Annotated in this window: 25 protein-coding genes and 1 CRISPR repeat array; of the genes, 8 read left to right on the top strand and 17 right to left on the bottom strand. The window is 68.1% G+C overall.

Translation table 11 applies throughout. The features are described 5' to 3' along the window. Positions 1-132 precede the first annotated feature (132 nt). Positions 133-309, top strand: a complete 177-nt coding sequence (locus tag ACZ7LU_RS38490; protein WP_471919477.1) for a hypothetical protein — start codon at positions 133-135, stop codon at positions 307-309. A gap of 383 nt (positions 310-692) precedes the next feature. Here the strand turns inward: ACZ7LU_RS38490 and ACZ7LU_RS38485 are convergent, their stop codons facing one another. Continuing rightward, positions 693-1,430 carry a DUF6082 family protein gene (locus tag ACZ7LU_RS38485; RefSeq protein WP_471919476.1) on the bottom strand — a complete coding sequence of 246 codons (738 nt, stop codon included), beginning with the start codon at positions 1,428-1,430 and terminating at the stop codon, positions 693-695. A gap of 22 nt (positions 1,431-1,452) precedes the next feature. Then, positions 1,453-2,007 carry a DUF6313 family protein gene (locus ACZ7LU_RS38480; protein ID WP_471919475.1) on the bottom strand — a complete coding sequence of 185 codons (555 nt, stop codon included), beginning with the start codon at positions 2,005-2,007 and terminating at the stop codon, positions 1,453-1,455. Here ACZ7LU_RS38480 and ACZ7LU_RS38475 point away from each other — a divergent pair. Beyond that, positions 2,006-2,512 (top strand): GNAT family N-acetyltransferase, encoded by a 507-nt coding sequence (locus ACZ7LU_RS38475; protein ID WP_471919474.1) that lies wholly within the window; start codon positions 2,006-2,008, stop codon positions 2,510-2,512. The two genes, ACZ7LU_RS38480 and ACZ7LU_RS38475, sit on opposite strands and share 2 nt — an antisense overlap. A gap of 13 nt (positions 2,513-2,525) precedes the next feature. Here the strand turns inward: ACZ7LU_RS38475 and ACZ7LU_RS38470 are convergent, their stop codons facing one another. Together ACZ7LU_RS38470 and ACZ7LU_RS38465 are read right to left on the bottom strand one after the other, a co-directional pair. Next, a complete protein-coding gene (locus tag ACZ7LU_RS38470) occupies positions 2,526-4,121 on the bottom strand; it encodes an ISL3 family transposase (protein ID WP_471919473.1) in 1,596 nt (531 codons plus the stop codon). 472 nt (positions 4,122-4,593) lie between these two features. Next, positions 4,594-5,472 (bottom strand): SCO6745 family protein, encoded by an 879-nt coding sequence (locus ACZ7LU_RS38465; RefSeq protein WP_471919472.1) that lies wholly within the window; start codon positions 5,470-5,472, stop codon positions 4,594-4,596. Between the two features lie 104 nt (positions 5,473-5,576). On the opposite strand from ACZ7LU_RS38465, the gene ACZ7LU_RS38460 reads away from it, so the two are divergent. Continuing rightward, on the top strand, positions 5,577-6,152 hold the full coding sequence (locus ACZ7LU_RS38460) for a TetR/AcrR family transcriptional regulator (RefSeq protein ID WP_471919471.1): 576 nt from the start codon (positions 5,577-5,579) through the stop codon (positions 6,150-6,152). A gap of 425 nt (positions 6,153-6,577) precedes the next feature. Here ACZ7LU_RS38460 and ACZ7LU_RS38455 read toward each other — a convergent pair whose 3' ends face one another. After that, positions 6,578-7,486: a hypothetical protein gene (locus tag ACZ7LU_RS38455; RefSeq protein WP_471919470.1), complete on the bottom strand. Its 909-nt coding sequence runs from the start codon at positions 7,484-7,486 to the stop codon at positions 6,578-6,580. Between the two features lie 503 nt (positions 7,487-7,989). Between ACZ7LU_RS38455 and ACZ7LU_RS38450 the strand changes: the two genes are divergently transcribed. Next, positions 7,990-8,175, top strand: a complete 186-nt coding sequence (locus ACZ7LU_RS38450; protein ID WP_471919469.1) for a hypothetical protein — start codon at positions 7,990-7,992, stop codon at positions 8,173-8,175. Between the two features lie 106 nt (positions 8,176-8,281). Here ACZ7LU_RS38450 and ACZ7LU_RS38445 read toward each other — a convergent pair whose 3' ends face one another. The 5 genes from ACZ7LU_RS38445 to ACZ7LU_RS38425 form a co-directional block, all read right to left on the bottom strand. Continuing rightward, the gene (locus ACZ7LU_RS38445; RefSeq protein WP_471919468.1) at positions 8,282-8,578 is read right to left on the bottom strand and encodes a hypothetical protein; all 297 of its coding nucleotides are present in this window, start codon (positions 8,576-8,578) and stop codon (positions 8,282-8,284) included. Further along, a complete protein-coding gene (locus ACZ7LU_RS38440) occupies positions 8,575-8,766 on the bottom strand; it encodes a toxin-antitoxin system HicB family antitoxin (protein ID WP_471151288.1) in 192 nt (63 codons plus the stop codon). The genes ACZ7LU_RS38445 and ACZ7LU_RS38440 overlap by 4 nt, the downstream gene beginning before the upstream one ends. Before the next feature lie 447 nt (positions 8,767-9,213). Next, entirely contained in the window at positions 9,214-9,423 is a 210-nt protein-coding gene (locus tag ACZ7LU_RS38435; RefSeq protein WP_471919467.1) for a hypothetical protein, read from the bottom strand. Positions 9,424-9,662: 239 nt separating this feature from the next. Further along, positions 9,663-10,508 carry a hypothetical protein gene (locus ACZ7LU_RS38430; protein WP_471919466.1) on the bottom strand — a complete coding sequence of 282 codons (846 nt, stop codon included), beginning with the start codon at positions 10,506-10,508 and terminating at the stop codon, positions 9,663-9,665. Next, positions 10,505-12,337, bottom strand: coding sequence for a hypothetical protein (locus tag ACZ7LU_RS38425; protein ID WP_471919465.1), 1,833 nt, complete (start codon positions 12,335-12,337; stop codon positions 10,505-10,507). Before ACZ7LU_RS38425 ends, ACZ7LU_RS38430 begins: the two co-directional genes overlap by 4 nt. A gap of 390 nt (positions 12,338-12,727) precedes the next feature. Between ACZ7LU_RS38425 and ACZ7LU_RS38420 the strand changes: the two genes are divergently transcribed. From ACZ7LU_RS38420 to ACZ7LU_RS38405, 4 genes are all read left to right on the top strand, one after another. Further along, on the top strand, positions 12,728-13,516 hold the full coding sequence (locus tag ACZ7LU_RS38420; protein ID WP_471919464.1) for a hypothetical protein: 789 nt from the start codon (positions 12,728-12,730) through the stop codon (positions 13,514-13,516). Positions 13,517-13,543: 27 nt separating this feature from the next. Then, positions 13,544-14,704, top strand: coding sequence for a sensor histidine kinase (locus ACZ7LU_RS38415; RefSeq protein ID WP_471919463.1), 1,161 nt, complete (start codon positions 13,544-13,546; stop codon positions 14,702-14,704). Continuing rightward, positions 14,701-15,387, top strand: a complete 687-nt coding sequence (locus tag ACZ7LU_RS38410) for a response regulator (RefSeq protein ID WP_471919462.1) — start codon at positions 14,701-14,703, stop codon at positions 15,385-15,387. The genes ACZ7LU_RS38415 and ACZ7LU_RS38410 overlap by 4 nt, the downstream gene beginning before the upstream one ends. A gap of 249 nt (positions 15,388-15,636) precedes the next feature. Next, positions 15,637-16,062: a recombinase family protein gene (locus ACZ7LU_RS38405; RefSeq protein WP_471919461.1), complete on the top strand. Its 426-nt coding sequence runs from the start codon at positions 15,637-15,639 to the stop codon at positions 16,060-16,062. A 389-nt stretch (positions 16,063-16,451) separates the two neighbouring features. Next, a CRISPR array of direct repeats spans positions 16,452-17,092; the repeat unit is 30 nt; unit sequence GGGGACCATCCCCGCGGGTGCGGGGAGCAC. A gap of 91 nt (positions 17,093-17,183) precedes the next feature. Here ACZ7LU_RS38405 and cas2e read toward each other — a convergent pair. The 7 genes from cas2e to casA are packed head-to-tail and all read right to left on the bottom strand — an operon-like array spanning position 17,184 to position 23,548. Next, a complete protein-coding gene (cas2e, locus tag ACZ7LU_RS38400; RefSeq protein WP_468317639.1) occupies positions 17,184-17,534 on the bottom strand; it encodes a type I-E CRISPR-associated endoribonuclease Cas2e in 351 nt (116 codons plus the stop codon). Then, positions 17,531-18,514, bottom strand: a complete 984-nt coding sequence (cas1e, locus tag ACZ7LU_RS38395) for a type I-E CRISPR-associated endonuclease Cas1e (protein WP_468317636.1) — start codon at positions 18,512-18,514, stop codon at positions 17,531-17,533. Before cas1e ends, cas2e begins: the two co-directional genes overlap by 4 nt. 4 nt (positions 18,515-18,518) lie before the next feature. Then, complete coding sequence (gene cas6e, locus ACZ7LU_RS38390) at positions 18,519-19,307, bottom strand: type I-E CRISPR-associated protein Cas6/Cse3/CasE (protein ID WP_471919460.1); 789 nt, start codon at positions 19,305-19,307, stop codon at positions 18,519-18,521. Beyond that, complete coding sequence (gene cas5e, locus ACZ7LU_RS38385) at positions 19,307-20,053, bottom strand: type I-E CRISPR-associated protein Cas5/CasD (protein ID WP_471919459.1); 747 nt, start codon at positions 20,051-20,053, stop codon at positions 19,307-19,309. Before cas5e ends, cas6e begins: the two co-directional genes overlap by 1 nt. Next, the gene (gene cas7e, locus ACZ7LU_RS38380; RefSeq protein WP_471919458.1) at positions 20,050-21,243 is read right to left on the bottom strand and encodes a type I-E CRISPR-associated protein Cas7/Cse4/CasC; all 1,194 of its coding nucleotides are present in this window, start codon (positions 21,241-21,243) and stop codon (positions 20,050-20,052) included. The genes cas5e and cas7e overlap by 4 nt, the downstream gene beginning before the upstream one ends. Continuing rightward, the gene (casB, locus tag ACZ7LU_RS38375) at positions 21,240-21,935 is read right to left on the bottom strand and encodes a type I-E CRISPR-associated protein Cse2/CasB (RefSeq protein WP_471919457.1); all 696 of its coding nucleotides are present in this window, start codon (positions 21,933-21,935) and stop codon (positions 21,240-21,242) included. The genes cas7e and casB overlap by 4 nt, the downstream gene beginning before the upstream one ends. Beyond that, positions 21,932-23,548, bottom strand: coding sequence for a type I-E CRISPR-associated protein Cse1/CasA (gene casA, locus ACZ7LU_RS38370; protein WP_471919528.1), 1,617 nt, complete (start codon positions 23,546-23,548; stop codon positions 21,932-21,934). The genes casB and casA overlap by 4 nt, the downstream gene beginning before the upstream one ends. Positions 23,549-23,560: the final 12 nt, after the last annotated feature.

Here is a 23,560-nt window from a genome sequence, read left to right as displayed (position 1 = left end):
GGGCGCCGCCGCGCGGCCCGCATCTCCCCCCCGGCGTTGTCGGTTTATGCGGAGGGCGGAGTCGGGACCTGGGTCACGGAGTTGAGTGTGCCCCAGACTCGCGGTCAGTGCCTGTGCCAGATCCCTTGATCGATGACGTGCTACGCCGACATCGCCCACTTCATGGCCGCCCTGCCCCTGCCCCTGCCCCTGCCCCTGCCCCTGCCAGAACCCTCCACCACCCGCTGGCTCACCGGCGAGGCCGACGTCCGCTCCGCATGGCGCGGCCTGGCCCAGGCCCGGCAGGAACATCTGCGCGCCAGCACCTGACCCCGGACACACCGGTGGCCCCGGCCAGAGTTCTGGTCGGGGCCACCGTCACATACAGGCGAGGACCCGGCAGCGGGGCCCGTATTCAGGACCGCCGACTTCCTTGGTTGGCCCATATGCCACCCATGAACATGTAGCCGAAAAGAATAATGAGCATGGGTATGCCTATAGCCCACCTGGCACCTTGCCCCAGCCCTGACATCCACGCCATGATCGGCCAGAAGGCAAGTCCTAGAATTATCAAGCCGCCAAGGAAAACACTGAGACGCTTTGAATACTGGCTCATCCCCTGTCCTTTCGTTCGACTGCGGGAGCCAGGCGCCGGGCGGTGTAAGTGTGTTGTGGGCCAAGCGCCGCCTTTGGTCGAGATAGGGATCCGGTGGTCAGAAGTCCTGCTCGCCGGGGGGCTGTCCCACGGTCCACCACTCTTCTTCGGCTTCCTCGAGAGCCTGGACCAACCTGTCGATCATTTTGGCTACTTCTGCCTCCGGACTGTCAGCCGCCAGACCGGCCCGCTCAGGCTGGGTGGCATACCAGTACTCCCGTACGAAGGGGTTCTGCAGGAAGGCCCGCATGTGCACGAACAGGTCATCCCAAGGTAGGGCGCCCGTGGCCCATGAGAGGACCATGTTTTCGTACATCGCCCGCACGAAGAGGTACTGGCGACGCCGCTCTGGTGTCTGGGGAGCCATGAAGCCATCGCCGAGGTACACGGTCTCTGCCAAGGCGGGATCGTTCATGGCCCGCAACAGCAGCTCCATGCGGCGCTGACCAGCCGCGATCAAGGCCTCCTGGCGGTGGGTCTCTTGCCAGAGGGTCTGCTGCCATTCACCCTCTGCCCTGCGCCGCCGGAACGGCGACCACCGTCGACGCCTGGGGGCGGGGCCGCGCTCACGGGGGCTCCCGGAGCGGGGAGTCGCGGTAGGCGGTAGCTCAAATGGCAGGAGCCGGCCCCGGTAACGGGCCGCAAAGGCCCGCGCATCAGCCTCCGTTGGCTCGCGCCGCAGTGCGACATCAGCTGTGGCACGAGCGGCGTCCTGGATCACGCTGTAGGAGGCCTCCGGGAATGAGGTGCCGAGCATCCGCTCGACGACCCGGTCGGCCGACTCCTTGGGCGCCATGAGACCACCGTAGCGGTCAGCACTACACGCGACGGTTTTGATCGCACACGAAGCACCGGTCCAGCTGGGCTGCGTTGAACGCGGCTGCACGCGCGAGCCGCTCGGCCTCAGCTGCGGCTACCGCGGGCGTCAGTCCTTCAAGCCGCGCCCAGTTGTCCGCGACGAACTGAATGGTGTCGCTCCAGTGCTCCTCAGCCGCCTCGCGGTTTCCGGCGTGCGGGCCCTCGACGTACCGCTCGACGAAACGGCGCCCCTCCCCGTCCTCGGCCTCCAGCTCGACGAGCGAGCGGATGCGGAGCCTGTGGGCGCGGTCGGGTTCCGGCGTCGCGGGTTGCTCCGGGCTTGTTACCCGCTCGCGGATCTCCTCTTCTGACAGCGGCCGGCGAGCATCAATCTGGCGGCCCAGAAAGTAGCCCGCAGCGCCACCGATAATCGCGGGTACGAGCAACCAGCCGGACAGGCTCAGCGCATAGGCGAAAGCCGGCTCTGGTCCACTTCGTGTGGTGTGCGCAACGCTGAGTGAGGTTGCGGCGACTACCTGGGCTCGGTTGGCGGCGAGATCTATGCTCGGACGCATGATCGAGACTGAGCGGCTGCTCCTGCGGCCTCTGCAGGTGTCTGACGTCGACGTTTTCGTCGAGCTCCATGCCGACCCGCAGGTCAACCGCTTCGTCGGGTCCTTCTCACGTGAACAGGCACTAGCACGTCTCACTGTGATCGAGCGGCAGTGGGCTGAGCGGGGCCATGGCCTGTGCGCTATCGAACTGAAGTCGAGCGGGGAGTTCATCGGGCGAAGCGGTCTGCAGTACTGGGAGCAGTTCGACGAGGTGGAGCTGGGGTGGACCCTTCGAGCGGATCACTGGGGGCACGGCTATGCGACCGAGGCTGCTCAAGCGTGTCTGGACTGGGGGTTTGCCACCCTTGATGACGACTACTTCACGGCTCTGATGCGGCCGGGCAACGAGGCGTCAGTGAGGGTGGCCGAGCGCATGGGGTTCGCGCCGCGTCGAGAGGACCATCTGCAGGGCCGCCCGGTCACGGTGTATGCCGTGGACCGTCCGGCCGATCTGCCCGCTTGTTGATGTTCCGCATGAGTCACGACAACAGGACTCTCTTTCTCAACAGGGCGAAGCCAGCACGGCCGAACATCTGACGCTTGAGCATCTTGATCCGGTTAACGTGGCCTTCGACGACGCTGGAGTTCCAGGGCAGTGTGAGGCCGGCGATGACGGCGTCGATGTCGCGTTCGAGGTGCTGGGCGAAGTGTCGGAGGCTGGGCAGATCGGTAGTGGATGTGGCCGCTTCGATCCAGGCCGGCAACTGGTCGCCCTGGAGGTGGGCGACCATGTGGCCGAAGGAACGCACGTGCTCCGAGAGTGCCGTCAGTTCGGGGCAGTTGGCCAGGACTGCCTTGAGCTGGAGCCTGTCGCCTTCGGGCAGGGCGTCGGGGTGAGTGAGAAGCCAGCGTGTGACGGCGCGGGCCGACGGTGGGCGGGGGCCGACTGGTTGGGGCTTGCCGCGGAGATTCCTGCTGACGTAGTCGCGGACACCGGCGTAACCGCGGGGATAGCCCTGTTCCTTGATCTCCTCCCATAGTTTCCAGGCATTGGTGCAGCCTTCTTGCCAGCGCTGATCGAGGTAGGGCTTGAAAGCGTCGAGCTCAGTCGCACGGTTTTGCCACTGCCCGGTGACCATCTCCTCCGGCGTGGTGGCGCGGGAGAAGCGCAGGATCGTGTTGAGGGTCATCCCGAGCTGCCGGGCGACGGACCGCTTGCTGTGCCCGGCGGCGAGGAGAGCGTGGATGGTGGCGTGCTTGGCGCGGGTGCGTTCGGCGAACCGGTGCCCTGTCGGCCAGGGCGACAACGCGGTCGGCTCAGGCTCCTTCTGAGGTTCCTCCGGCTGTGTCGGCATGGGGCGCAAGCAGCCGCGGTGCCGGTAGACGCACTTCTCGGCAGCTTCGCCCAGGTTATGCCAGAGATGCCACCGGTCGGCGACCTGGAGGGCCTGCGGGGCGCCACGAGCGGCGCCCTCGGCGAAGAAGGGAGCCCTGTCACGGCAGACGATCTCGATGCCGGGCCGCTCGGCGAGCCAGGCCGCGAGCGTGTCCGCCTCCCTGTCGGGAAGGAGATCCACCGGGTGGCGTGTCTCGACGTCGACCAGCACGGTTCCGTAGATTCGGCCCTTGCGCTGGGCGTATTCGTCCACGCCGACCACGCGGGGTGCTGTGGCGGCGGGGTCCGGAAGCGAGGCGATCAGCCTCAGCAGGGTGTTCCGGCTGACCGGGACCTTGAAGGCGTCCGTCATCCGGGCGCCGGCCCGGCCCGCGAGCGCAAGACCGACCGATACCAGTGTCGACCGCAGCCGCTCAGTCCGTCGTCCGAACCTGCGGGTGAGGCCGGGTACTTGCTCGGCGAAGGTCTTGCGCTCGCAGGATTCCTCCTCGCAGACGAACCTCCGCACCCGCAACGACACCACGACGAACTTGCCCGCCGTTGGCAGATCACGAAGGAACCGCTGGTAAAAGCCGTGTATTCGCCCCGACCAGCATCCACACCCTGGACAGGGAGCCCGCCCGACGGCCGTACGGGCCTCGACCCTCACGACCGTTTCGGTCACCTCGACCGATTCCACCAACACGCCCTCGACCGAGGAGAACAGCAGCTCGTCCAACTGCGGCAGCACTTCGTTCACGGCGAAGGACTGTCGACCACACCATCATCCAGCCGAGCGATTTCCGGGCGAACTCAACCGCCATCACACGAAGACCAACAGTCACCCTGCGTACGCGACCACACGAAGTGGACCAGAGCCGTAACTCACCAACAAAGCCATCGAGGTGGTCCATGTGCGCGGCGGCCCGGGAGGCAAGCACAGGTGCACGGTGCCGGCCTCCTCCGCACCCGACCGTGATGGCCACGGTGGCATAGTCGGCGGCCCTGGGCGAGCAGCTGTCAGTGACTCCCAGGGCCGCACATTGTGGTCCGGTGCTGACCGCCCCGGCCGCGTGCACGACCAGACATCTGTCGGCACCGAGGGCATCACCAAACAGCTCCGCCTCCATCAGGAGATGAAAGCCGGGGCCGACGAGGGCTACCGGGGGCAGGCCAACGAGTTCCCCGGCCAGGCTCGCGGACAGCACTGCGGGCGGCTTGTTCCTTTTCCGTCACACCTTGCCGATGCCCAGCGTGTTCGTCCCCGGCAGCATCCTCGACCCGATGACCGTGACCCAGTAGTCCCCCAGTAGGTTGCCGAGCCGGGCCATGTCGGCCGCGCCCAGTGCCTGCCAGGGTGCTGCCGCCAGCTCGTCCGTGTGACGCTCGACCTCGGTGCGCAGCGCACGCCCCATGCCGGTCGCCGTGCCGTCTGACTCCAACAAGCCCCGCCCGGCCAGCCGTTGGCACGCAGCGGCCCACTCCTTCTTGCTCCAGCCCCGGCTTGCGAAGGTCTCCTCGGGCGCCGCCCCGATTGCTGCAAACGACACCAGCGACTCCACTGGGTCGAGCCCCGCGATCAGCAGCGCCGCGAGGTGGCCGTCCCCACGGTGCTCGCGCAGAATCGTCGCGGCCTGCCAGAGCACCAGGTGTGGGGCGTCCGGCCAGGGCTGCGCAGCATTAGCGGCGGCAAGTGGCCGGCCCGTGTGTACGGCAGCCTCGGCGGCACGGCGGGCCAGGGCGGCGGTTTCGGCCAGCTCGGGGCTGTCGATACGGTCACCGAGAAGTGCGCGGTATGCGCGGTCGACGGCACGATGGCGAGCAGCGAGGACGTTCTCAGGGTCTGCGGCGTTCCATACGGAGGGAATGTGCTCCCTGACCGTCTCCGGGCTGAAGCTGTAGAACGCGGACGTCACCTGCTCGCTCCCGACCGCCCCGAGCGGAGCGGCCCGCCAGGCGAAGTAACTCGGCCAACGGCCGGACTTGATGCCGAGCCGATCCGACTCCTCGAAGGCCTCTGGTGCGAAATAGACCACCGCGTGCAGTGGCTCCAGCAGATGCCACAAGTGACGTACACGGCTGAGCTCGGTCTGGGATCTCTGATCCGACATGCGCTCTCCCTGCTCTGCGTTCTATCCGCCTGAACTTGACACCGACTAGATTGTCGACCCTTTCCAAACTTGTCAACGACTAGATTTGGCGTAACCTGCTGAGCATGACCACCAAGAGCAGTTCGTACCATCACGGCGATCTGCGTCACGCTGTCCTGGCTGCAGCCCTCGACGTGATCGCAGCCGAGGGCCCCGGCGCCCTGAGCCTGCGCGATCTCGCCCGTCGCGCCGGTGTCTCGCACGCGGCCCCTGCCCACCACTTCAAGGACCGCACGGGTCTGCTGACCGCGATCGCCGCGGAGGGCTATCACCTGCTGGCGGACGCCCTCGCCGACGCAGCCGATCTACGCGAACGGGGGGTTCGCTATGTTCGGTTCGGGATCGAGCATCCCGCGCACTTCCAGGTCATGTTCCTCCCGGACCTGCTACGCGGTGACGACGCAGCTTTGCTCGCCGCCCGCGCCCGGGCCAGGGCCGAACTGCGGGCCGGGATCTCCGGAATATCGCCAAGCTGGCGCGGAGAGGACGCCCGGCTTGCGGGGATCGCCGCCTGGTCGCTCGCCCACGGCTTCGCCACGCTCCTGCTGAGCGAGAACCTGCGGGAGCCGGTGGGCGAGCGGGATCCGGAAAGCATGTTCCGGGCACTGGCCGAGCTGCTGTTCTCCGGCAGCCGGGAATAGGAGGTGCGTCATGTCCCGCGATCGGTGACAACCTGTCACAGAAACACCAATCTGCCCTCCCACCGTTAACAGGCGTCCAAGTCGTCGATGGGGTCGTACTGACTGGGGATGTAGCGCGGCTCCGTGCGGCGGCCGTTGCGCCCCAAAAGGCTTGTTATCAGCCGCAGCGAGGTGCTTGCGGCTTCTCTAAACGACGTCGCGAGCGGGAACAGGAGCGCATCCGTGCCGAGTATCGGGAGCGGGAGCGGGAGCGCGCGAAGCGGGAGCGGCAGGCGGCTGCAGCTCGCGTGCGGTGGGCGGCTGAGGCGCTCGTCGACCCGGACGTGGTGGTCCTCGACACGGAGACGACCGGCCTGGACGACAACGCGCGGATTATTGGTAACTCCGGCTAACAGAACCTGCGGAATGCCGTTGGGCGGGCTGGGTCATCGGCCTCTGTGGAGATCTTCGTCCACCGGTGGTTCGTCGCTGAGGTAGTCGTAGGGGTCCTCGTCCAAGAGGTGCATGTCGTAATCCAGGTCACCGAAGTGTCTGAGCAGCTTGGTCCCGACTTCGAGGTCACATGCCGCGCAGTGGAACGCGTAAGGGACGAGGTAGACGCTGGCGTCAGGCTCGAAGCCCCGAACGGTCACTTCGCCAGCTACCCATCCCTGAGAACCGCAGGCAGGGCACTCTGTTGGCGCTTCCTTGCTCATGTTGATCATCGGCTGGCTGGTGATCGCGGCCAGAACGACCTCACGCTCTTTGCGTGACATGTGTCCGAAGCGCTGTTCAAACACTGACCGGGCCTTGACCAGGAGGGCTTCCGCCGCGACGCGTTCCTGTCGGACCTGCTCATCGACCAGCTTGTCGTGCAGGATCAGATAGGGGCCCCAGTAGCTCGTCGGATCAACTTTCAGTTCTTCGAGAACAGGGTCGACCAAGCGCAGACAGACCGTGAACACTGCTTCGGCTTGCGATGAGTCGTGTATCGCGCTGTGGGCAACTCCGTTGCGGGCGTCCGCCAGGGGCTCAAGAGCCTTTCTGTCGATCGGGATCTTCCTGGGAAGGAGCTTGACCACTCGCTCATGGGCTTCAACAAGGCCGATGGTTTTGACCTTGGTCAGCGGGCCTGCGTGGGAACCCAGGCCCGTGGCATGGAGCAACGAGTCGAAGTGCCGACCGTCGACGATCAGAGCTGGATGAATCGTGGCGAGGTATGCCTTGAGCAGGTGCTCCGTAGCCACTCCAGCGTGGTGAACGGCGAAGTCGTAGCTCTCGGGGCCCTCGACGAAAGCCGCCAGTGCGGCATTCATCCATCTGTGGGCTGAACCTTTCAACTGCTCTGAATCCATAGCCGAGACGATAAGACCGCTGGACCGTCAGGTGCTCGGAATTTCACTAGTGCCCGCTGCGCGGCTCAGTGACGCTTGGGGGTGGGGCCGGTCGTGGAGTTCTGCCGCGTATCGAGCCCAGTTGCCCCGGATTGGGTCCAAGAGTACGGGTGCGGCGGCGCGGGGCTCGGGAGCCGATCGGAACGGCAGCGCGGCGGGGCATGGTCCGGGTACGGCGGCGGGCGCGACCAGAGCCGCGGGACGGTGTGGTGGCCATGAAGACGTTGATACGGGCGGCGGGCGGCCCGTGCGTCGGGTGTTGCGAATTCATAGTGCCTTGGCCAGCGAGGGTCAGCTGGCCGGGAAGTGCCGGCGCGGGACCCGCAAGCGCAGAGGGAGGGCGGCGCGGCGTGCTCCTGCTGGCGAGCGACGATGGGAGTGTCGGGTCGGGGACGTCTCCGACCCGGTGCCCCACCGTCGCGGCAGCCGGTGCCGCATCTACCGGCTCCGGGGATCAACCGAACTTGACGGGCTGGGCCGACGCGGTGATGGAGGCATTGCCGGCCGAGGTGCTCGCCGTCATCGACTCCATGGCTGACGCCCCGGGTGTGCGCCTGGGTCCGGCCGTGGCGTTCGGAGCGTCGAGCCAGGCCGCGTGCAGCGTGACGGCTGGTGTCGTCGAGATGCTCGACGTGGGGTGGACAGGCTGATCTGCGCTCCTACTCGGCCGCCGTGTGTCGCGGCCGCGTCCCGGACCGCATGGAGCAAGCGGCACCCTCATCCGCGCCTACGCTCCTGGTGAGGTGAGAATGCGCCTCACAGATCGAGAACCGCGCGCAGCGCCTGGTCTACCCGCGCCATCGTTTCGGCGGGCACTACGCCGACGCGGGTCGCGTCCGTGAAGCGTTGCGCGTGCAGTTGCTGGAGGTTCACGGCGACCGCGGTGCACGGCATCGGGTCGCCGATCACCACGCTCATTGCCGTGTCGGGGTAGCGCCCGCTCGGATGCAGCACGATCGCGAGTACCGCCTTGAACGACGCCTCCAGACCGTCCAGCGAGACGATCAGGACGCTGCGTCCGTCGGCCAGAGTCCAGACCTCACCGCGTCTCACAGAGCGTCGCCCTCGCCTGCCAGGTCCTCCCCCAGACCCAGCGAGGCGAGCTGCCGCGCGGCATCCAGAGTGGCCTGGCGGCGAGCCGCCCGGACGATGTACGCGTTCAGGGACAGGCCAGCAGCCTCAGCACCGGCGCGGATCGAGGGATCCAGATCGTCAGGGATGCGCAGGGTCATCACAGCCATGCCACCACTTTAGCCACCAAAACTGGTGCCTATGGTGGTGTCAGGCCATGTTCTTCGCTTTGAAGCGGCCTGCCCCCAGCTCGGCCCCTCCTCCGCGCAGTGGCTTGATGGGGCCGGGGCCGTCCGCGACCGCTGGCACCGCCTCGTCCAGCTCTGCCGACCCCACCTCGGCGCCAGCGGGTATTCCGGCGTCAGCGTCAGGGCGTCAGGTTGAGGATGCGGACCGGCTCACCGCTCCATCGGTCGGGTGCGGTGGTGGCGATGATCGCTCCGTCGGGGCGGTCCGGAGTCGGCTGGGCCGTGTACTGGCAATGTGCCGCTGCCCAGGTGCCGTGCCGGACCACGGCCAAGGCCGCCGGAGAAGAGTCTGGTTGAACTGGAAAGACCCGCCTTCACGCCCGCAAGCACGGGGGCCTACCTGACGGAGCCCACGACACTCGCACGTCCTCAATTCGCAGTGGCGCGTTCGTCATCCAAGTGGGCCATGGCATATCCGAGTTCGTCGGGATGGCGGGCCAGGCGGGCCATCACCCACGCGGTCTTCGCGTCCATCCTCTCACCGAATTCGGCGGCCAGGCGCCGGGCCTGCCAGGTTGTGCGCGGGGCGAGCACCCAGCGTACGAGCGGGAGTCGGGTCCGGTCAGCGCCGGCAGTCATCCGGCTTGCCCCAGCAGGGGAGATCTCGAGAGCGGGATCAGGGGTGTGCGGGTGGGCCACGGCGGCGAGTCTGGCGCCCGGGCGTATGGCTGGGGCGACCGACAGGCTGCAGATCACCGAAACGGGGGCCGCCGGGATACCCGAGAGGCCGAGGTGAGTGGTTCCGGCTGGTCGCCATGCGCCAGCACGGGCCCTGGGGTCCGCGCCAGCCTCCAGTGCAGGTCCGCGGCAGGCGTGTCTCAGGCTTCGTTGTTCCTGCTGGTGCCGTGAACGTCATGTCCCATGAGCGATGTCACCTGCGACGCGGGTGGGCCCAGCGGGTGCGGGACGGATTTGGGCATGGTGATGGCGCTGATCGTGCAGGACTCACAAGTGCGGTGTTCTTCCGCGCAGAAGGTCACAGTCCAGCGGTGATGCTGGAGGCGTTCACGTTCGCGGCGGAGAGCGTTGTCGAGGGTGGTCAGACCGGGGTCGAGGATCCAGGTCCCGTCGTTGTACGGCTCGAAGCCGATGCGTGACCATGCCCGTCCCAGGCTGGCACAGGCCCGTCCATAGTCGGTGTGATCGTCGCGTTCTACCGGGCCGGGAAAAAGCGCGATGACGCCGGCCCCGTGGCTGAGATAGTCCAGAGCCAGTCCGGTGAGGTATACCCCGAGACCGTGTCCCCGCAGGCGGCGGTCGATGGTGACCTTGTCCACGATGATCGTCTTTCCTGGCAGGGCGAGAAGGTCCAAGAGATCGTCCCTCAGGTCACCCGACTCAGGTTCATACAGGGTCCTGCCGATTCGGTAGAGGTCTGCGCTGAGGTTGTCGAAGCTGTCCACGATGTTGGCTCCGCGGTACTGGTCGGCGACGCAGATTCTGATCGTGCCGAAGCAGGGGCCGGGGCCGTCCTCGTTCAAGTGCATGCCGACGTCCCAGTGCTGCACGCCGTCTTCGTGCCACGGATCGATCCAGTGCTCGCTGCTGTAGCTGAGGATCATGTCGTCGATCCCGACGCACTCGACGACGGGTGGATGGCTCGTCTGGGTCTGAGCCGGGGCCTGCGCGGATACAGCGGGCGGAGCGCTGTGGAGGTCGGTCACAGTTCGTCGTTGTCGGGACGTGCGTGTGGGATCAACGGCCGGGTGCTGTCGTGTTCGGTCGCGTGGAGACCTTCCGGGCTGACGGGGAGTGGCTGCGGGGTGGTGAGAACGATCTGGGCGTCGCTGTCGGCGGTTTCTGCGCAGATTGCCAGGACGGCGTTGGCGAGGCGTTCGCCCTCGGGTCCGCCCCCGAGACCGTCGAGGGGGGCATCTAGCCACTGGACGCGGGGAAGCAGGACGAGCGGCATGCTGCGGGCGGCTTCCAGCACCATGAGGTGGTAGGCGGTGTGAGCGATGCTCACCAGTCCTGCTGAGCGGGCGAGCTGCTTCAGAGTCCGATTGTTGATCTTTGGTGCCAGGGTCTTCGGATCGATCACAGCGCTGCGGATCTTGTCTGGGGCCATGGGAATCGCGATGGCCGCGAAGATCTGCGATAGCTGCTTCGCGGTCTGCTGCCTGTGCTCCTGCGCGTCCCCCTCGGCAGCGGTCCAGGCTTGTGCCGCGTCATCGGCCTGCTGGGACGACGACGCGGCCTTCCTCTCCAGATCGGTGAGTTGAGCGAGCTCCTGGCGTCGCGCCTTGACCGCCTCCAGCTTCGCCCGCGCCTCGCCCTCCCCCGCCTTTGCGCGGCTCCGTGCTGCTTCGCGCGGAGCAATCTCCTGCGCCCGGTACACAGTTGCCCGGTCGGCCAGCCGCTGCGCGTTCTGCTCGGCCTTGCGTCGCACATCGACCGCCTGCTGCACGGTGCGCTGGGCATCGCGCACCGCCGAGTCCGCTGCTGTCGCAGCTTCCTCGGCCCGCTCCAGTTCCCGGGCGCGCTGAGCCTGTCGTGCGGTGAGGCCTGGGTCGGGCTGGCGGCACAACGGGCACAATGGGCCCGTGCCTGAGCGCGCCTTCAGCGGCTGTTCGCACTCGGGGCAATGTGTGCGAGGCCGCACCGCTTCCTCCGCGGCCGTGAGGCGCTGTCGCGTGAGCCCGCGGCGCTCATACACAGAGATGTATGTCTGATGGGCCCGGTCCCCTGCGGTGGCAGCGTCCGAGACGGCGAGCAGCCCCCGTGCCGCTTCTGCTTCCCGGCCCGTCAGAACACCCTGATGGTGCTCGAGGTCCTGCGTCAGGCGCAGGACCTCGGCAGCATGCCTATCGGCGGTCTTGGCGTAGCTCTCTTCCTCCATGTCGAGATCAAACGAGGTGGGCAGCCCGTAACCCTGGCGTTGCTCGGCTGCCTTGCGCAAGGTGGTCGCGTCCCTGGTCGCCTGGCTTCGCTTGGCTTTAGCTTGTGCCTTGAGACGCGCGGCCTCCTCATGGAGGACGCCGAAGCAGACCTCCAGAGTGAGGTTCATGTCCGTCACGCTGACCGAGCCGAAGAGCTTGCGTCCCGCATGGTGCTGCTGCAGATACACCAGGACGAGCACCGTGTCGATCGTGACGTTTCCGCGCGGGGTCTCCATGGCAGGGATGCCCATGCGCTCCAGTGAGAAGTCGCCTGCTGCCTGTTCACCGGCCTGAGGACGTACGGGCAGCGGGTCCTCGACTTCGCCGGTGGTCTTGTTCAGGAAGGTCACGTGCTGGGCGGCGAGGTCCAGGGTGGCCGTCCAGACGCCCTCGTCCGTGGCGAACTCAACCCGGACGGCCTCACACTGCTCAGTGATCACCGGGGTGAGAACCACGCTGATGGCCCCCAGGGCCGCGAACGCCGCCTCCGAAATCGTGCTGCCCCCAGACCCGATACCGGCTTTCAGCTGCCGCATCGGCGCCTCGAGAGCGATCCCGCCCCACTCCCCTTCGATCAGGAAATCTTCCTTCAAGAAGACGAACTTGCCCGCCATGACATCCCTATCGTTGATCCACGCTCCCCAGACGGGACGTGCCGACCCGCATCAACGACGCCTGCAGAGAGCGGATGCTGCGTGATCTGCGCCTCCAGCCCATCGGAGGACATCGGATGTGACAGGTTGAGATACGCGGTTGACTCCCAAGACAAGATGTCAGCGGATTGATCAAGGACAGCGAAGCCAATGCCGCACATCGCTGGCCACCGGCGCCGGGTCATGATCGGGAAGCGAGGCGGGCAAGGGCCGTCGGGGTTCACCGACGTGCTCCAAGGACCTGGTGGGTTGGGCAGTTCCGGCGCTCGACGGGTCATACCCAGGTCTGACGCTACAGTTCAGATCCTGGTCCGACGCCCAACGGGGGGCGGCGAAGGCATCGTCAACAGTATGAAAAACACGACGACATCCATGGCTACCCCGGCCGCAACGATCAGCGCCCGACTGCGTGGCGCGCTGCCTGTGGAGCGACTGGAGGGCACAGGCTTCCCCGGACGCTGGGTGGGCGGCACCGCCATGGTACTCGGACCACTCCTGATGCTGGCCGGCGCGTTGCTGCGGGTCCGCTTTCACTTCTTCTACCCCGATCAGCTCGCCGCGTACGAGCAGCACCCCACCCTGATGGCCACCGCGTACGGCCTCTTTGCCGCAGGCAGCCTGCTGCTCTGGCCCGCGGTGGCGGTGGTGGCCGCACGGATCGGGGTCCGGAGCGCCAGCTGGAGCCTGTGGGGCGGGGGCCTGGTGATGTTCGGGCTGTTCGCCCGCGCTTTCCATGCAGGAGTGGAACACCTGGCCTTTCAACTGGTGCGCTCCCAAGGAGTCGATGCTGCCACCGAGGCGGTCTCCGACGGCTACGGCGCCTTCCACGTCTTCGCCGCGCTGAACCTCGCCATCCTCGCGGGGTGGCTCATCCTGGCCCTCGGGGCCTGGCGCACCCGGGTGCTCGGCCCGGTCCGTGCCACCGCACTCGGCCTCATGGCGGCACTGCCTCTCGGAGTACTCAAAGGGACCACGTCGCTGTCCCTGGTGGCCTTGGCCGGACTGTGCGTCGGGCTGGTGCCGCTGGGCCTGGCGCTGTTGCGTGAAGGGCCCCGTCCTAGCGGCAAGGCGGTGCTGTGCTGGGTGCCGCTGGCCCTGGTGGTGCTCGGGCTGATGGTGCTGCTCGGACAGGCCGGCTGAGTGCACCTGTACAGGTACGGTCGGGCCATGAAGCTCAAGGGGCAGCGTCATCTCTACGCTCTCGACCTCGGCGCGGCCCTGGCTCTGACAGCCATGTACGTCGGCTTCGCCCGGTTGACCGCCGACGACGGCCAGCCCGCCTACACAGGTCCTGCCTGGCTAGGCTTTCTGATCGCCGCCGCGGTCGGCCTGCCGATCGCCGTACGCCGCCGTTGGCCGCTCCCGGTCCTGGGGATCGTGCTCGCTGCTCTGGCCGCGGCGTCGCTCCTCAACATCCCTCGCGAGCCGTACATCGCCGCCGGTCTGGCGGCATACCTCGTCGGGCTGGCCGAGCCCGTCCGCCGGTCCGTGCCCGCGCTCGCAGTGACGCTGCCGGTGGCGTGTGGCACTGTCTACCTCTGCCAGGCGGTGGTCACTCCCGCTGAGGACGGGCAGGGTGCCGTAGGCGTGGCCGCGCTGGTACTGGTGGTGATCGGCGGGGCCTGGGGCGCGGGAATCACCGTGCGTGGTCGGCGGGTCGAGGCCGGGCGGGAAGAGCAGCGCCGGGCGGAGCGCGCGCTGGACGAGGAGCGCCTGCGGATCGCCCGGGAGCTGCACGACATCGTCTCGCATAACCTCAGCCTGATCGCCGTCAAGGCGGGTATTGCCGGGCATGTGGCGGAGGCCGACCCGCAGGAGGCGCGGGCCGCGCTCAAGGTCATCGAGGAGACAAGCCGTTCCGCACTGGCCGAGATGCGGCGCACGCTCGGCGTACTTCGCACCGAAAGTGCACCCCTGGGGCCTGTGCCGGACCTCGACCGCCTCGGCTCGCTCGCTGCGGAGACGAACCGGGCAGGGGTGGACGTCGACTTGACGGTGCGCGGCACGCAGAGCCTGGCCGAGGGGACACAGCTGACCATCTACCGGATTGTCCAGGAGGCCCTCACCAACACTGTCCGGCACGCTGCTCCTACCCGCTGCCGGGTCACGGTCGAGGCGGACACGTGCGAGATCCGCATCGATATCGAGGATGAGGGACCACCGCCCGGATACCCACCGGCCAACCGGCCACTGCCAGGTGGACACGGTCTCCTGGGGATGCGGGAGAGGGCGATGATGTACGGCGGCAGCTTCGAGGCGGGGCCCCGGCAAGAGGGCGGCTTCGCGGTGTCGGTCCGGCTGCCCGCCGAAGGGAAGCAACAAGCATGATTGACGAGCCACAGGTCCGAGTGCTGATCGCCGACGACCAGGCAATGGTGCGCGGCAGCTTCCGCATCCTTGTCGACCACACACCCGGCATGACCGCCGCGGGTGAGGCCGCAGACGGCACAGAGGCCGTCGAACTCGCCCGCCGCGAACGACCAGACGTCGTGCTGATGGACGTACGCATGCCAAACCTGGACGGCATTGAGGCGACCCGACAGATCTGCTCGGACCCGGCCCTGTCCGGCGTTCGCGTCCTCATCCTCACCACCTTCGACTTGGACGAGTACGTCTACGCCGCCCTGCGCGCCGGCGCCGCAGGCTTTCTGCTGAAGGACACCCCGCCGACCGAGGTCCTCACCGCCATCGGCGTGGTCGCCGCAGGCGAAGCACTGCTCGCTCCCTCTGTGACCCGCCGCCTGATCGGGGAGTTCGCCCGCCGCCCGGAGCCGACCCGACCGCCGAGCCGATCGCTGGACGCGATCACCAACCGTGAGCTGGAGGTACTCGGCCTGATCGCCCGCGGCCTGTCCAACACAGAGATCACCCAACACCTCCACCTGAGCCTGGCTACGGTCAAAACCCACATCGGTCGCCTCCTCGCCAAACTGCATGCACGCGACCGTGCCCAGCTTGTGATCGTCGCCTACGAGACCGGGCTCGTAGGCGACCGTCGGCGTGGGGTGTGACTGTGATGGCGTGATTGTTCGGCGGCACTTGGCGTCGTCGGTGGTGCCGAGGCGGAGCTCGGACGCCGGAGGCCCCGGGGCGCCTGTCGTCATTCGAACGCTTGATGACAGGAGGCCGGAGCGTCCAATGAACCCGTGCAATGCGGGGGTTCGAGGCGGCGCGAATCCAATCAGATCCGATGGTGATTGATGACAGGGGTTTGACGACAGATAGATAGGGTCCGATCCTCCGTACGGAAGGGGCCCTCGGTGGCGAACCTGGTCTACAAGCGGGTCTCGACCGACCAGCAGTCCACCGCCCGGCAGAACCTCGTCCTGGACGAGGCCGGGATCGAGGACCCGGTCGTCTTCGAGGAGAACCCGGGCACCTCCAGCCGCCTCCACCCGCTCCAGCGCCCGAAGTTCCGCGAGCTGCTGAACTACGCGCGGCCGGGCGACACCGTGCACATCTCCGAGATGTTCCGTCTCGTCCGCGGCACCGGGCACATCCTCGAGTGCTCGACGTCCTCCACCGTGACCAGGCGCTGCGCATCCACGACGGCGCGTTTCCGCGATGGACCTCACCGCCCGCCACCCGCGCACCGGCGAGCTGCTGTCCACCGTGAAGTTCATGGTGCAGACCCTCGCCGCCGCCAGCGAACTCCAGCGCGACCTCCAGCGCGAGCTGACCTTTGACGGGCTGCGGGCCGCCGAGGCCAAGGGCAACAAGGGCGGACGCCGCCCCGCTGTGCCGCTGCGGAGACCGGCGACTTCCACGAGCGCGCACGCCGGGGCGTACAGGTACCAGCCGGCCTGGGCGTGCGCGCGATGGATGAGGCGGGAGGCGAGAACGTTGCCCTCGCTGGCTGCGGCCATCGCGGTGTTGTCAGCACGATGTGCATGGCATCGCTCACCAGGCAGCCGCCCGGGCCAGGCGGCGGTCCAGCTCGCTGTCGAGGTCCTGCTCCTCAGCGCGAGTGGGCGCATAGCCGTTCCACTCCTTCAGCGCGGCCCGGGCCGCGCGGCACACTCGTCCGGGGTAAGGAGGAGCACCCACCTCACCCAGCACCACGACGGGGAGCAGCGGGACCATCCCCCGCGGGTGCGGGGAGCACCGGGCTTGTCGCTGCCGAGCGTCTTGTCCTTGGGGACCATCCCCGCGGGTGCGGGGAGCACCGATCCCCAGGCACCCGTAGACGAGCAAGGCCTGGGACCATCCCCGCGGGTGCGGGGAGCACTCCAGACAACTGACGTTGATGGTCAGGGTGCGGGGACCATCCCCGCGGGTGCGGGGAGCACGCCAGCACGTCCGGGTCACCCCTGCCGGCATGGGGACCATCCCCGCGGGTGCGGGGAGCACATGGACGATCTTGTCCGCGGCACGGATGGCCGGGGACCATCCCCGCGGGTGCGGGGAGCACCCGGGCGGGGGCGTGCCGTCGGCCTCGTCCTCGGGACCATCCCCGCGGGTGCGGGGAGCACCAAGAATGCACAGAAAGGATTCCCCTTCACTCGGGACCATCCCCGCGGGTGCGGGGAGCACTCGGCGCGGTCCGCCCGGAGGCGCGGCCGTTCGGGACCATCCCCGCGGGTGCGGGGAGCACGACCATCGACTTCGGCGGCGCCGGGGGGAGAGGGGACCATCCCCGCGGGTGCGGGGAGCACGGCGTAGCGCCCTCGGTCCCGGCGGTTGCAGGGGGACCATCCCCGCGGGTGCGGGGAGCACACTGCCCGACCTGCTGTTTTGTCAGCCAGTGCAGCTGTTTCGCTGCACTTTCTTCGAAACGGAAGAAAACGGCAAAAGGGCCATAGGGTGCTCAGCCTCTGCCGAATCGGCGACGTTTTGCAGCGTTGCTCCAGCCCGGCTTTGGTGCGGTGGAGGTTTGTGGAGGCTGTTTGTTGGGGCGGTTGATGAGGGTCAGGCCCTCGTGGTCGGTCGGGCGCCAAGCGTGGTCATGGGTACGAAAAGTGAAGCCCTGTTCGTTGTTGGTGGTGTGGGCGAGCAGAGCGCGGCCCTGGCCCGCGTATTGCTGGACCTCGTTCCACAGGATGTCGCGGACGCGGGCGGAGGGGTTGCCGATGAAGACACCTGCGGAGATTTCGAGAAGCCAGCGGGTGAGGAATCCGCGGAGGCCGGGTGGGCAGGTGGTGAGGATGATGACGGTCACCAGATGACTGCCTCGTCTGCGTCTGTAGCCCCGTGCTTGGAGCCGTAGTTCACTCCAGATGCCACTTCGTGGCCTTGGTCGATCTGGAGAGTGACGCGGTCCTGTTCGCCGGCCTGGTGATCGGCAGTCGTCTGGGCGTCGGGCAGCAGTAGATATTTGATGTCGTTGACACAACGATCCAGGAGTTTGGTCTCGTTGATGCGGTCGCGCAGGCTGCGGCGGGTTCGAGGGCCCACGTCCTCGGGTCCCTCGGCCGCGACGTCGAAGGCGAGTGGGATGCCGATCTCTGTCTTGTAGAGGTCTGCGATGTCCAGGACGAAGGAGAGTTCGTGCCCGGAGTGGATGAATCCGAGGCCGGGGCTGCAGCCGAGCGAGGCGACGACGGCGTGGGCGATGCCGTACATGCACTGGGCTGCGGCGGTAATGCCTTGGTTGACCGGGTCGCCGCTGCCGAAGTCGCCGGGGGTGTATTTCCTGCCGTGCCAGCGGACGCCGGTGCGGGCTGCCTGGGCGCGGTAGCAGTCTTTGACGCGCTCGCCCTCGCGTCCCAGGAGTTGCTGGCGGGTCAGGCCGTCCGGGTTCTCATCGGGAAAGCGCAACCGGTACATGGCGCGTGCGACAGCGAGGCGACTGCGTCGGCTGGCCCATTGTGCGGCCTGGGCTTCGACGAGAGCGGCTGAGCGGCTCAGGGCCCTGCCGCCGGCGTAGTAGCGCACGCCGTGCTCGCCTACCCAGGCAACCGCCGCTCCGGTCTCGCCGAGAACGCTCATCGCCTGGTGAGTGATGCGGGTGCCGGGGCCGAGCAGGAGGGTGGCGATGGTGGCGGAGGGGATGTGGGTGGTGCCGTCGGCGTCCTCGATGGTGAGGGCGTTGGCGTCGCGGTGGATGGTGCAGCGTTCCAGGTAGATGAAGGAGATCCGCTCACCGGTGCGGGTGAGGTGGCGCGGAGTGAGAGCGGCGCGTTTGCCGACTGTGGGCATCTCCTCACTTCCCGGGCGCAGAAGACGTCGGGGCAGGGGCCAGGGTCATGAGCCCGCAGCCGTAGGCCTTGGCCTTGCCCAGCCCGTGGGTGAGAGTGCGGCGCAGGGCGTCGGCATCAGTGACTTCGAGGCGTCCGTCGAAGGTGACCGTCACAACTTTCACCCGGTGGGCCGACGTCCTGTCGTGGCGGGATTTGGCGAAGGACAAGGCGCGCTCGTCGCGGACGGTCAGCTCGTAGCGGTCTCCATGGTGGGGATGGTTGTGGTGGGTGGTTCCGTCGGGCAGCAGCTGTTTCTCCGGCGACTTTTCCAGGACGCGGAATCCCGCGCGTTCTTGGCGTTTGGGGTCAAGGAGCCAGCCCTGTTGGTGGACGGGGGTGAGGTGTGCGGTGCGTTTGGTGGGTTCTCCTTCTTTGCGCCGGATGTGGTGTACCGGGTTGGCGGTGAGCCGGAACTGCCAGATGTCGCCTGGGGCCAGGCGGTTGAGGAAGGGGGTGTAGGGGCGGGTCTGCCAGCCGGGGGTGTCCGGGGTGTGGGCGGCCGGCCAGCCGGCCTGCTCTACGAGGTGGGTCAGGTCGGGCTGGTCCGGGCTGACGATGTAGAGGAGGACTTCGGCCTTGGCATTGTGGTCCAGACGCCACAGCACGCGGGGGCCCTCACCGGCGCCTGCCGCGGTGGTGGGCAGCAGGTGGGGAAAGGAGGCCATGACTGCCGCGTGCAGCGACTGCGGTGAGGAGAGCAGGCGGCGGGCACCAGGCCGTGCGGTGTGCACACGGAACCGGGTCAGATACATCAGAGGGCCTCCTCCGTTACGGCGTCGAACGGGTCGTGGTGCGGCACCGGGCGGGCGGCGGGCGTCTCGCGGCGGGCTGGCGCTGCGAGCGGATTGGGCACCTCTGCGGTGGTGCTGACAACGGAGCGCAGTGCGTGGCGCCGGTGTGCGGCGGCGAAGCTGATCGGCTGGTCGCGCAAGGCTTCTGCGTGCTGTTCCTCTGGCCCGGGCTCCCGCAGAACGGTCAGGGCGATGGTGTGCTCCTTGTGGCGCAGGCGCTGGTACCAGTCGGCGGCCTGCCACGGTTCTTCCTGCAGGGCTTTGGCAAGGGAGGTGTGGCGGGTCGCGAGTTCCACGGGCAGGGATGGCGGGCAGGAGCGCCGGCCGAGGAAGAGGGGGTGGGCGGGTGTGCGCAGGGCGCTGTCGAGTTCGTCCAGGAGGTCTTCCTCGCCTTCCAGGGTGGCGAGGAAGACGGCGTCGGCGAGGTAGAAGCGTTCGGACAGCGGCATGGATTTGCCGGTGACCGCGTGGTGGGCGGTGTGGAAGTCCCGCAGGCGGGTGCCCGGCTGGTCGATGCGGACGCCAAAGCGCAAAGAGGCCAGGCGGGCCAGGCCGGTGTCGTCGTTGCGGTGAAGGCCCGTGGCTGCGGCGAGCATGCCGATGACGCCGCTCTTGGTGGGGGCGGGCTCGGTGGTGCGGCGCACGAAGCGGGCTGATGCCCCCCAGGCTTGCAGGGGGCCGGCCAGCCGCAGGAGGAGAACGCTCATGCGGGCGTGTCCAGGCGGTCGGCGACGGCTTGGCCGACCGCTTCGACCAGGTCGCTGAGCCGGTGGGCCTGGTTGCCGAGGCCAGCAAGTGGCTCGGTGTGGGAGCCGATGCGCAACACCCATGTCAGGGTGGTCTTTTCGTCACCGTAGGCGCCTTCCACATCCGCCGCGTACTCGGTGAGGCGGGTCACCGCTTCGCGCAGGTGGCCGCCTTGTGTGGTGACGGGTTCCTCGAATGCGGCGACGTAGCTGATGGGCCGGGTGGTGCGCAGTTTGACGATCACGGCGTCGGGGAGGGTGTGGTGCCCGAATGTGTTGATCTTTCCGGTCGGCAGTGACTCCAGGAAGCTCTGCACGAACACCTCGACTGCGCGCCGCACGGGTGCGGTCCGCGGTTCCTCCTCGCGCAGTCCCTCGCCGAGGTTCTGGGCGAGTTGGTGGACGCTGAGCGCCGCGTAGCGGTAGAGGGTGGCCGAGTTGAAGTCGATGGTGCCGATCATTCCGGCGCCCGATTCGGCGTCGGTGTTCTTGTCGTCCACGGCCGTGTAGTAGTCCGACTCGGGCTCGACGCGGTGCACGCTGATGGCGTGGGCGACCTGGACGGCGGCATCGACGTTGAAGTCGGCGGAGTCGGCCACCATGCGGCCGAACAGCGCGATGTCGACCGAGTGCCGGGTGTCGGCGATCTCCCGCGCGCGTGCCTTGTGCTCCTTGTCCTTGAGGTAGGTCTTGATGTCGGGCGCGCCCTCGACGGCGAGCGCGGCAAGCCCGTCGAGTTGCCGGGCGCTGAGGAACATCAGGTACTTCGATTCCGGCGCCGCCTGGGGCCCGCCGTCCTTGGCGGCGTCGGCTTTCCGCTTGGGCACCTCGATCTTGGAGCCGGTGGCCGCCTGGATCACCTCGGCGGCGAGCTGGAGGGCCTCGGCACCCTCCAGCTCAGGAGCACGGTCGGTGATACGGGTGGCGAGGACCTCGGCGACCTTCTTCGTGCGGACACCGAGTTCGCTCGGGTCAAGCAGACCCTCCTGGTTGAAGTAGGTGCGGGTCGCGCGCTTCCAGGCCTGGCTGGAGACACGGGCGCGGGGCACCCCGCCGTAGACGGCTGACTTCGGTGCGCCGGTGTCGTCCCGGTTGAGGTTGCTGGGCGGCACCGTCTGCAGCGCGTGCACGTCGAGGAAGATGCGGTTCACGAGGCGTCCTTGTCCGTGGAGTCGGTGAGGGTGTCGGTGTCGTCGGCAGCGGCGGGGATGTCCGCCTCGTCCTGGTCGGGTGCCCGGTGGGAATGGAAGGAGCGCCCCCACATCCGGCGGACATCCTCGCGGCCGGTGAGCTCTTGCCAGTGGTAGAGCTGCCCGGCCAGCAGGGCGTAGTCCAGGGGAATGTCCGCACCCCGCAGCAGCAGGACAAGCTCGCGCAGCCGCTGGGCCAGGGCAGGCAGACCGGGTGCGGTGCCGGCCCGGACGAAGCGCTTGCGGATGGGCTCGGCGATCTCCCCCGGCGGCATCAGCTGGCGCACCGCGGCACCGAGCGCCCTGGGTGCAGTGCGGGAGCCGACCCGGTGCATGGCCGTGCCACGGGACTGCTGATGCAGGGCCCACAAGGTGAGCGCCACATACACCGCGTCCTCGGCGCGCACCAGTTCCCCCTCGCTCAAAGGCCGCCCGCCCTCAGCCGGCCGGCCGTGCAAAGGTCCGGTGTCGGCCAGCCCCCACAGATCCGGCATCTGGGAGACGTCCTTGCCCGCGCCCCGGCGCAGCCGGGCCAGTGCCGCCACCGCATAGGAGTCATCGCTCAGATATCCCCGTTGCAGGGAGGCGATGAGGCCGCCGGTGAGAGCGCTGACCCGCTGCGCGGGGGTGGTGCTCTTGGTGGGGGTGGTCATGCGGGCTCCTTCGCCAAGGAGTCGGGCCCGGCCACGGAGCCGCCGTGCGGTGTCCGGTCACGGGGAAAGGGGTCGCTGAGCGCTGTGTTGAGGCGGATGCGGAACCACTTGTCGGCCGACGCCGAGTTGAGCCACTGGGCGCCCTTGCTCGTCGCGACGACGCGGCCTTCCCATGCGGCGTCCCCCGCCTGGCTGATGAGCTGTTCGGCCAGGCGCGACAGGTGCCGGTGGGCGTCTTGCTGCCAGCGGGTGCGGTGGGCGTCAGGATCTGCGGCCGCGGCCAGGCCGCGCAGCCACAGCCGATAGGGGCCGTCCAACGCGGCAAAGCCCAGGCCGCGGGCGGCCGAGCGGGGCCCGTCGCTGTCGCGGCCCGCCGCACGGGCGAGATCCGTTGCGAGATCACCAAGCGCGGTGACCGCCCGCTCCGCCTCGCCGACCGCGTCGATGGCGTGGCGGGCCAGCGCACGGTCCTGCTGATGCAGCAGCACCACAGCCATCGCCAGCCGGTCGTCGACGACCTCGTCGATCACCGACTGCTGCGTGCCATAGACCGCCCCCACCACACGGGCCCGGATCAGAAAGCCGCGCGGCAGCTCCCTTTCCGTTACCAGCCGGGCAATCCATTCCAGGATGCCCGGCCGCAGCACACTGGCGGCCTCACCACCCTGCGCCGCTTCGGCCCGCCCCACGACCAGGGCTTCGATACCCCGCCAGGCCGCCCGTTCCGGATCGTGCTGCCGCGGCAGATACACCAGGGACTCGCCGCGCTTCTTCTCCTGGGCCAGGCTCCTGCGCCAGGCGGTCATCGGCTCATCACCATGCATGTTGTGCGCGGCCAGCGGATCGCCATAGCCCAGGACCACGCCGTAGGCACCCTCGGCGTCACAGCACAGGCGCAGCCGACGGCTCTGCCAGGTGTACAGGTCCCGCACGCCCGCCGGACGGGTGCGACCCGAGGGGCCGGGCCCGCACGGCTCACGCCGCCAGGCCGGAACATCCTCGGCACTAGAGCGCACACCGCTCGTGTCGGCGGCCACCAGATTCAGCAGCAGGGTCTCGCGCAGCGTCTGGCCCTCGGCGAACACTCCGCCGAGCGTCCCCGCCCAGCCCACCCCCAGCGGATACACCTTGCCGCCCTTGGCCCGCGTATCACCATCGATCCCCGTCTTGATGCCGGAGGTGTCATAGGCGTGCGCGTGCACGACCCAGCGGGCTGCCTCGGCAAAACCGAGCCGCTCAACACACGGCATTCTGGAGCTGAAGAACGGCTCCCCGTTGGGAACATCCGCAACGATCCGGTTGAGGGAGAACACCTCGTCACGGACGGTGCGTAACCGTGCGACCTGGAAGAACGGCGTGTGCGGGTGCAGCAGATCAAACCGCTCACGGTGGGCGTCGAGGTAGGCGGCCACCGGCGCGAAACACGCATCGTCCGCCCACAGCCGCGCCCAGTGCTCCGTGTCGCGCGGCCCCTCCAGCGCATCGTGGGCCACTGCGAGCAGCAGACGCATCAGGGCGAATTCCTGGGTAGGCAGATCCCCCACCAGGCTCCGCAGGTGGCCGGCGCGGGCGAACACCTCACGCAGCGACAGCTCTTGCTGGGCGCCGTGCATATCCAGCACTGC

It is taken from the genome of Streptomyces sp. NPDC039462 (genome assembly GCF_055639375.1).
This window is presented reverse-complemented; position numbering and strand designations above follow the sequence as displayed.

Coding starts and splice junctions, on each gene's coding strand:
- ACZ7LU_RS38490 (WP_471919477.1), top strand. CDS start 133: ATGACGTGCTACGCCGACATCGCCCACTTCATGGCCGCCCTGCCCCTG.
- ACZ7LU_RS38485 (WP_471919476.1), bottom strand. CDS start 1,430: ATGGCGCCCAAGGAGTCGGCCGACCGGGTCGTCGAGCGGATGCTCGGC.
- ACZ7LU_RS38475 (WP_471919474.1), top strand. CDS start 2,006: ATGATCGAGACTGAGCGGCTGCTCCTGCGGCCTCTGCAGGTGTCTGAC.
- ACZ7LU_RS38480 (WP_471919475.1), bottom strand. CDS start 2,007: ATGCGTCCGAGCATAGATCTCGCCGCCAACCGAGCCCAGGTAGTCGCC.
- ACZ7LU_RS38465 (WP_471919472.1), bottom strand. CDS start 5,472: ATGTCGGATCAGAGATCCCAGACCGAGCTCAGCCGTGTACGTCACTTG.
- ACZ7LU_RS38460 (WP_471919471.1), top strand. CDS start 5,577: ATGACCACCAAGAGCAGTTCGTACCATCACGGCGATCTGCGTCACGCT.
- ACZ7LU_RS38455 (WP_471919470.1), bottom strand. CDS start 7,486: ATGGATTCAGAGCAGTTGAAAGGTTCAGCCCACAGATGGATGAATGCC.
- ACZ7LU_RS38440 (WP_471151288.1), bottom strand. CDS start 8,766: ATGGCTGTGATGACCCTGCGCATCCCTGACGATCTGGATCCCTCGATC.
- ACZ7LU_RS38435 (WP_471919467.1), bottom strand. CDS start 9,423: ATGACTGCCGGCGCTGACCGGACCCGACTCCCGCTCGTACGCTGGGTG.
- ACZ7LU_RS38425 (WP_471919465.1), bottom strand. CDS start 12,337: ATGGCGGGCAAGTTCGTCTTCTTGAAGGAAGATTTCCTGATCGAAGGG.
- ACZ7LU_RS38420 (WP_471919464.1), top strand. CDS start 12,728: ATGAAAAACACGACGACATCCATGGCTACCCCGGCCGCAACGATCAGC.
- ACZ7LU_RS38415 (WP_471919463.1), top strand. CDS start 13,544: ATGAAGCTCAAGGGGCAGCGTCATCTCTACGCTCTCGACCTCGGCGCG.
- ACZ7LU_RS38410 (WP_471919462.1), top strand. CDS start 14,701: ATGATTGACGAGCCACAGGTCCGAGTGCTGATCGCCGACGACCAGGCA.
- cas1e (WP_468317636.1), bottom strand. CDS start 18,514: ATGCCCACAGTCGGCAAACGCGCCGCTCTCACTCCGCGCCACCTCACC.
- cas6e (WP_471919460.1), bottom strand. CDS start 19,307: ATGTATCTGACCCGGTTCCGTGTGCACACCGCACGGCCTGGTGCCCGC.
- cas5e (WP_471919459.1), bottom strand. CDS start 20,053: ATGAGCGTTCTCCTCCTGCGGCTGGCCGGCCCCCTGCAAGCCTGGGGG.
- casB (WP_471919457.1), bottom strand. CDS start 21,935: ATGACCACCCCCACCAAGAGCACCACCCCCGCGCAGCGGGTCAGCGCT.
- casA (WP_471919528.1), bottom strand. CDS start 23,548: ATGCACGGCGCCCAGCAAGAGCTGTCGCTGCGTGAGGTGTTCGCCCGC.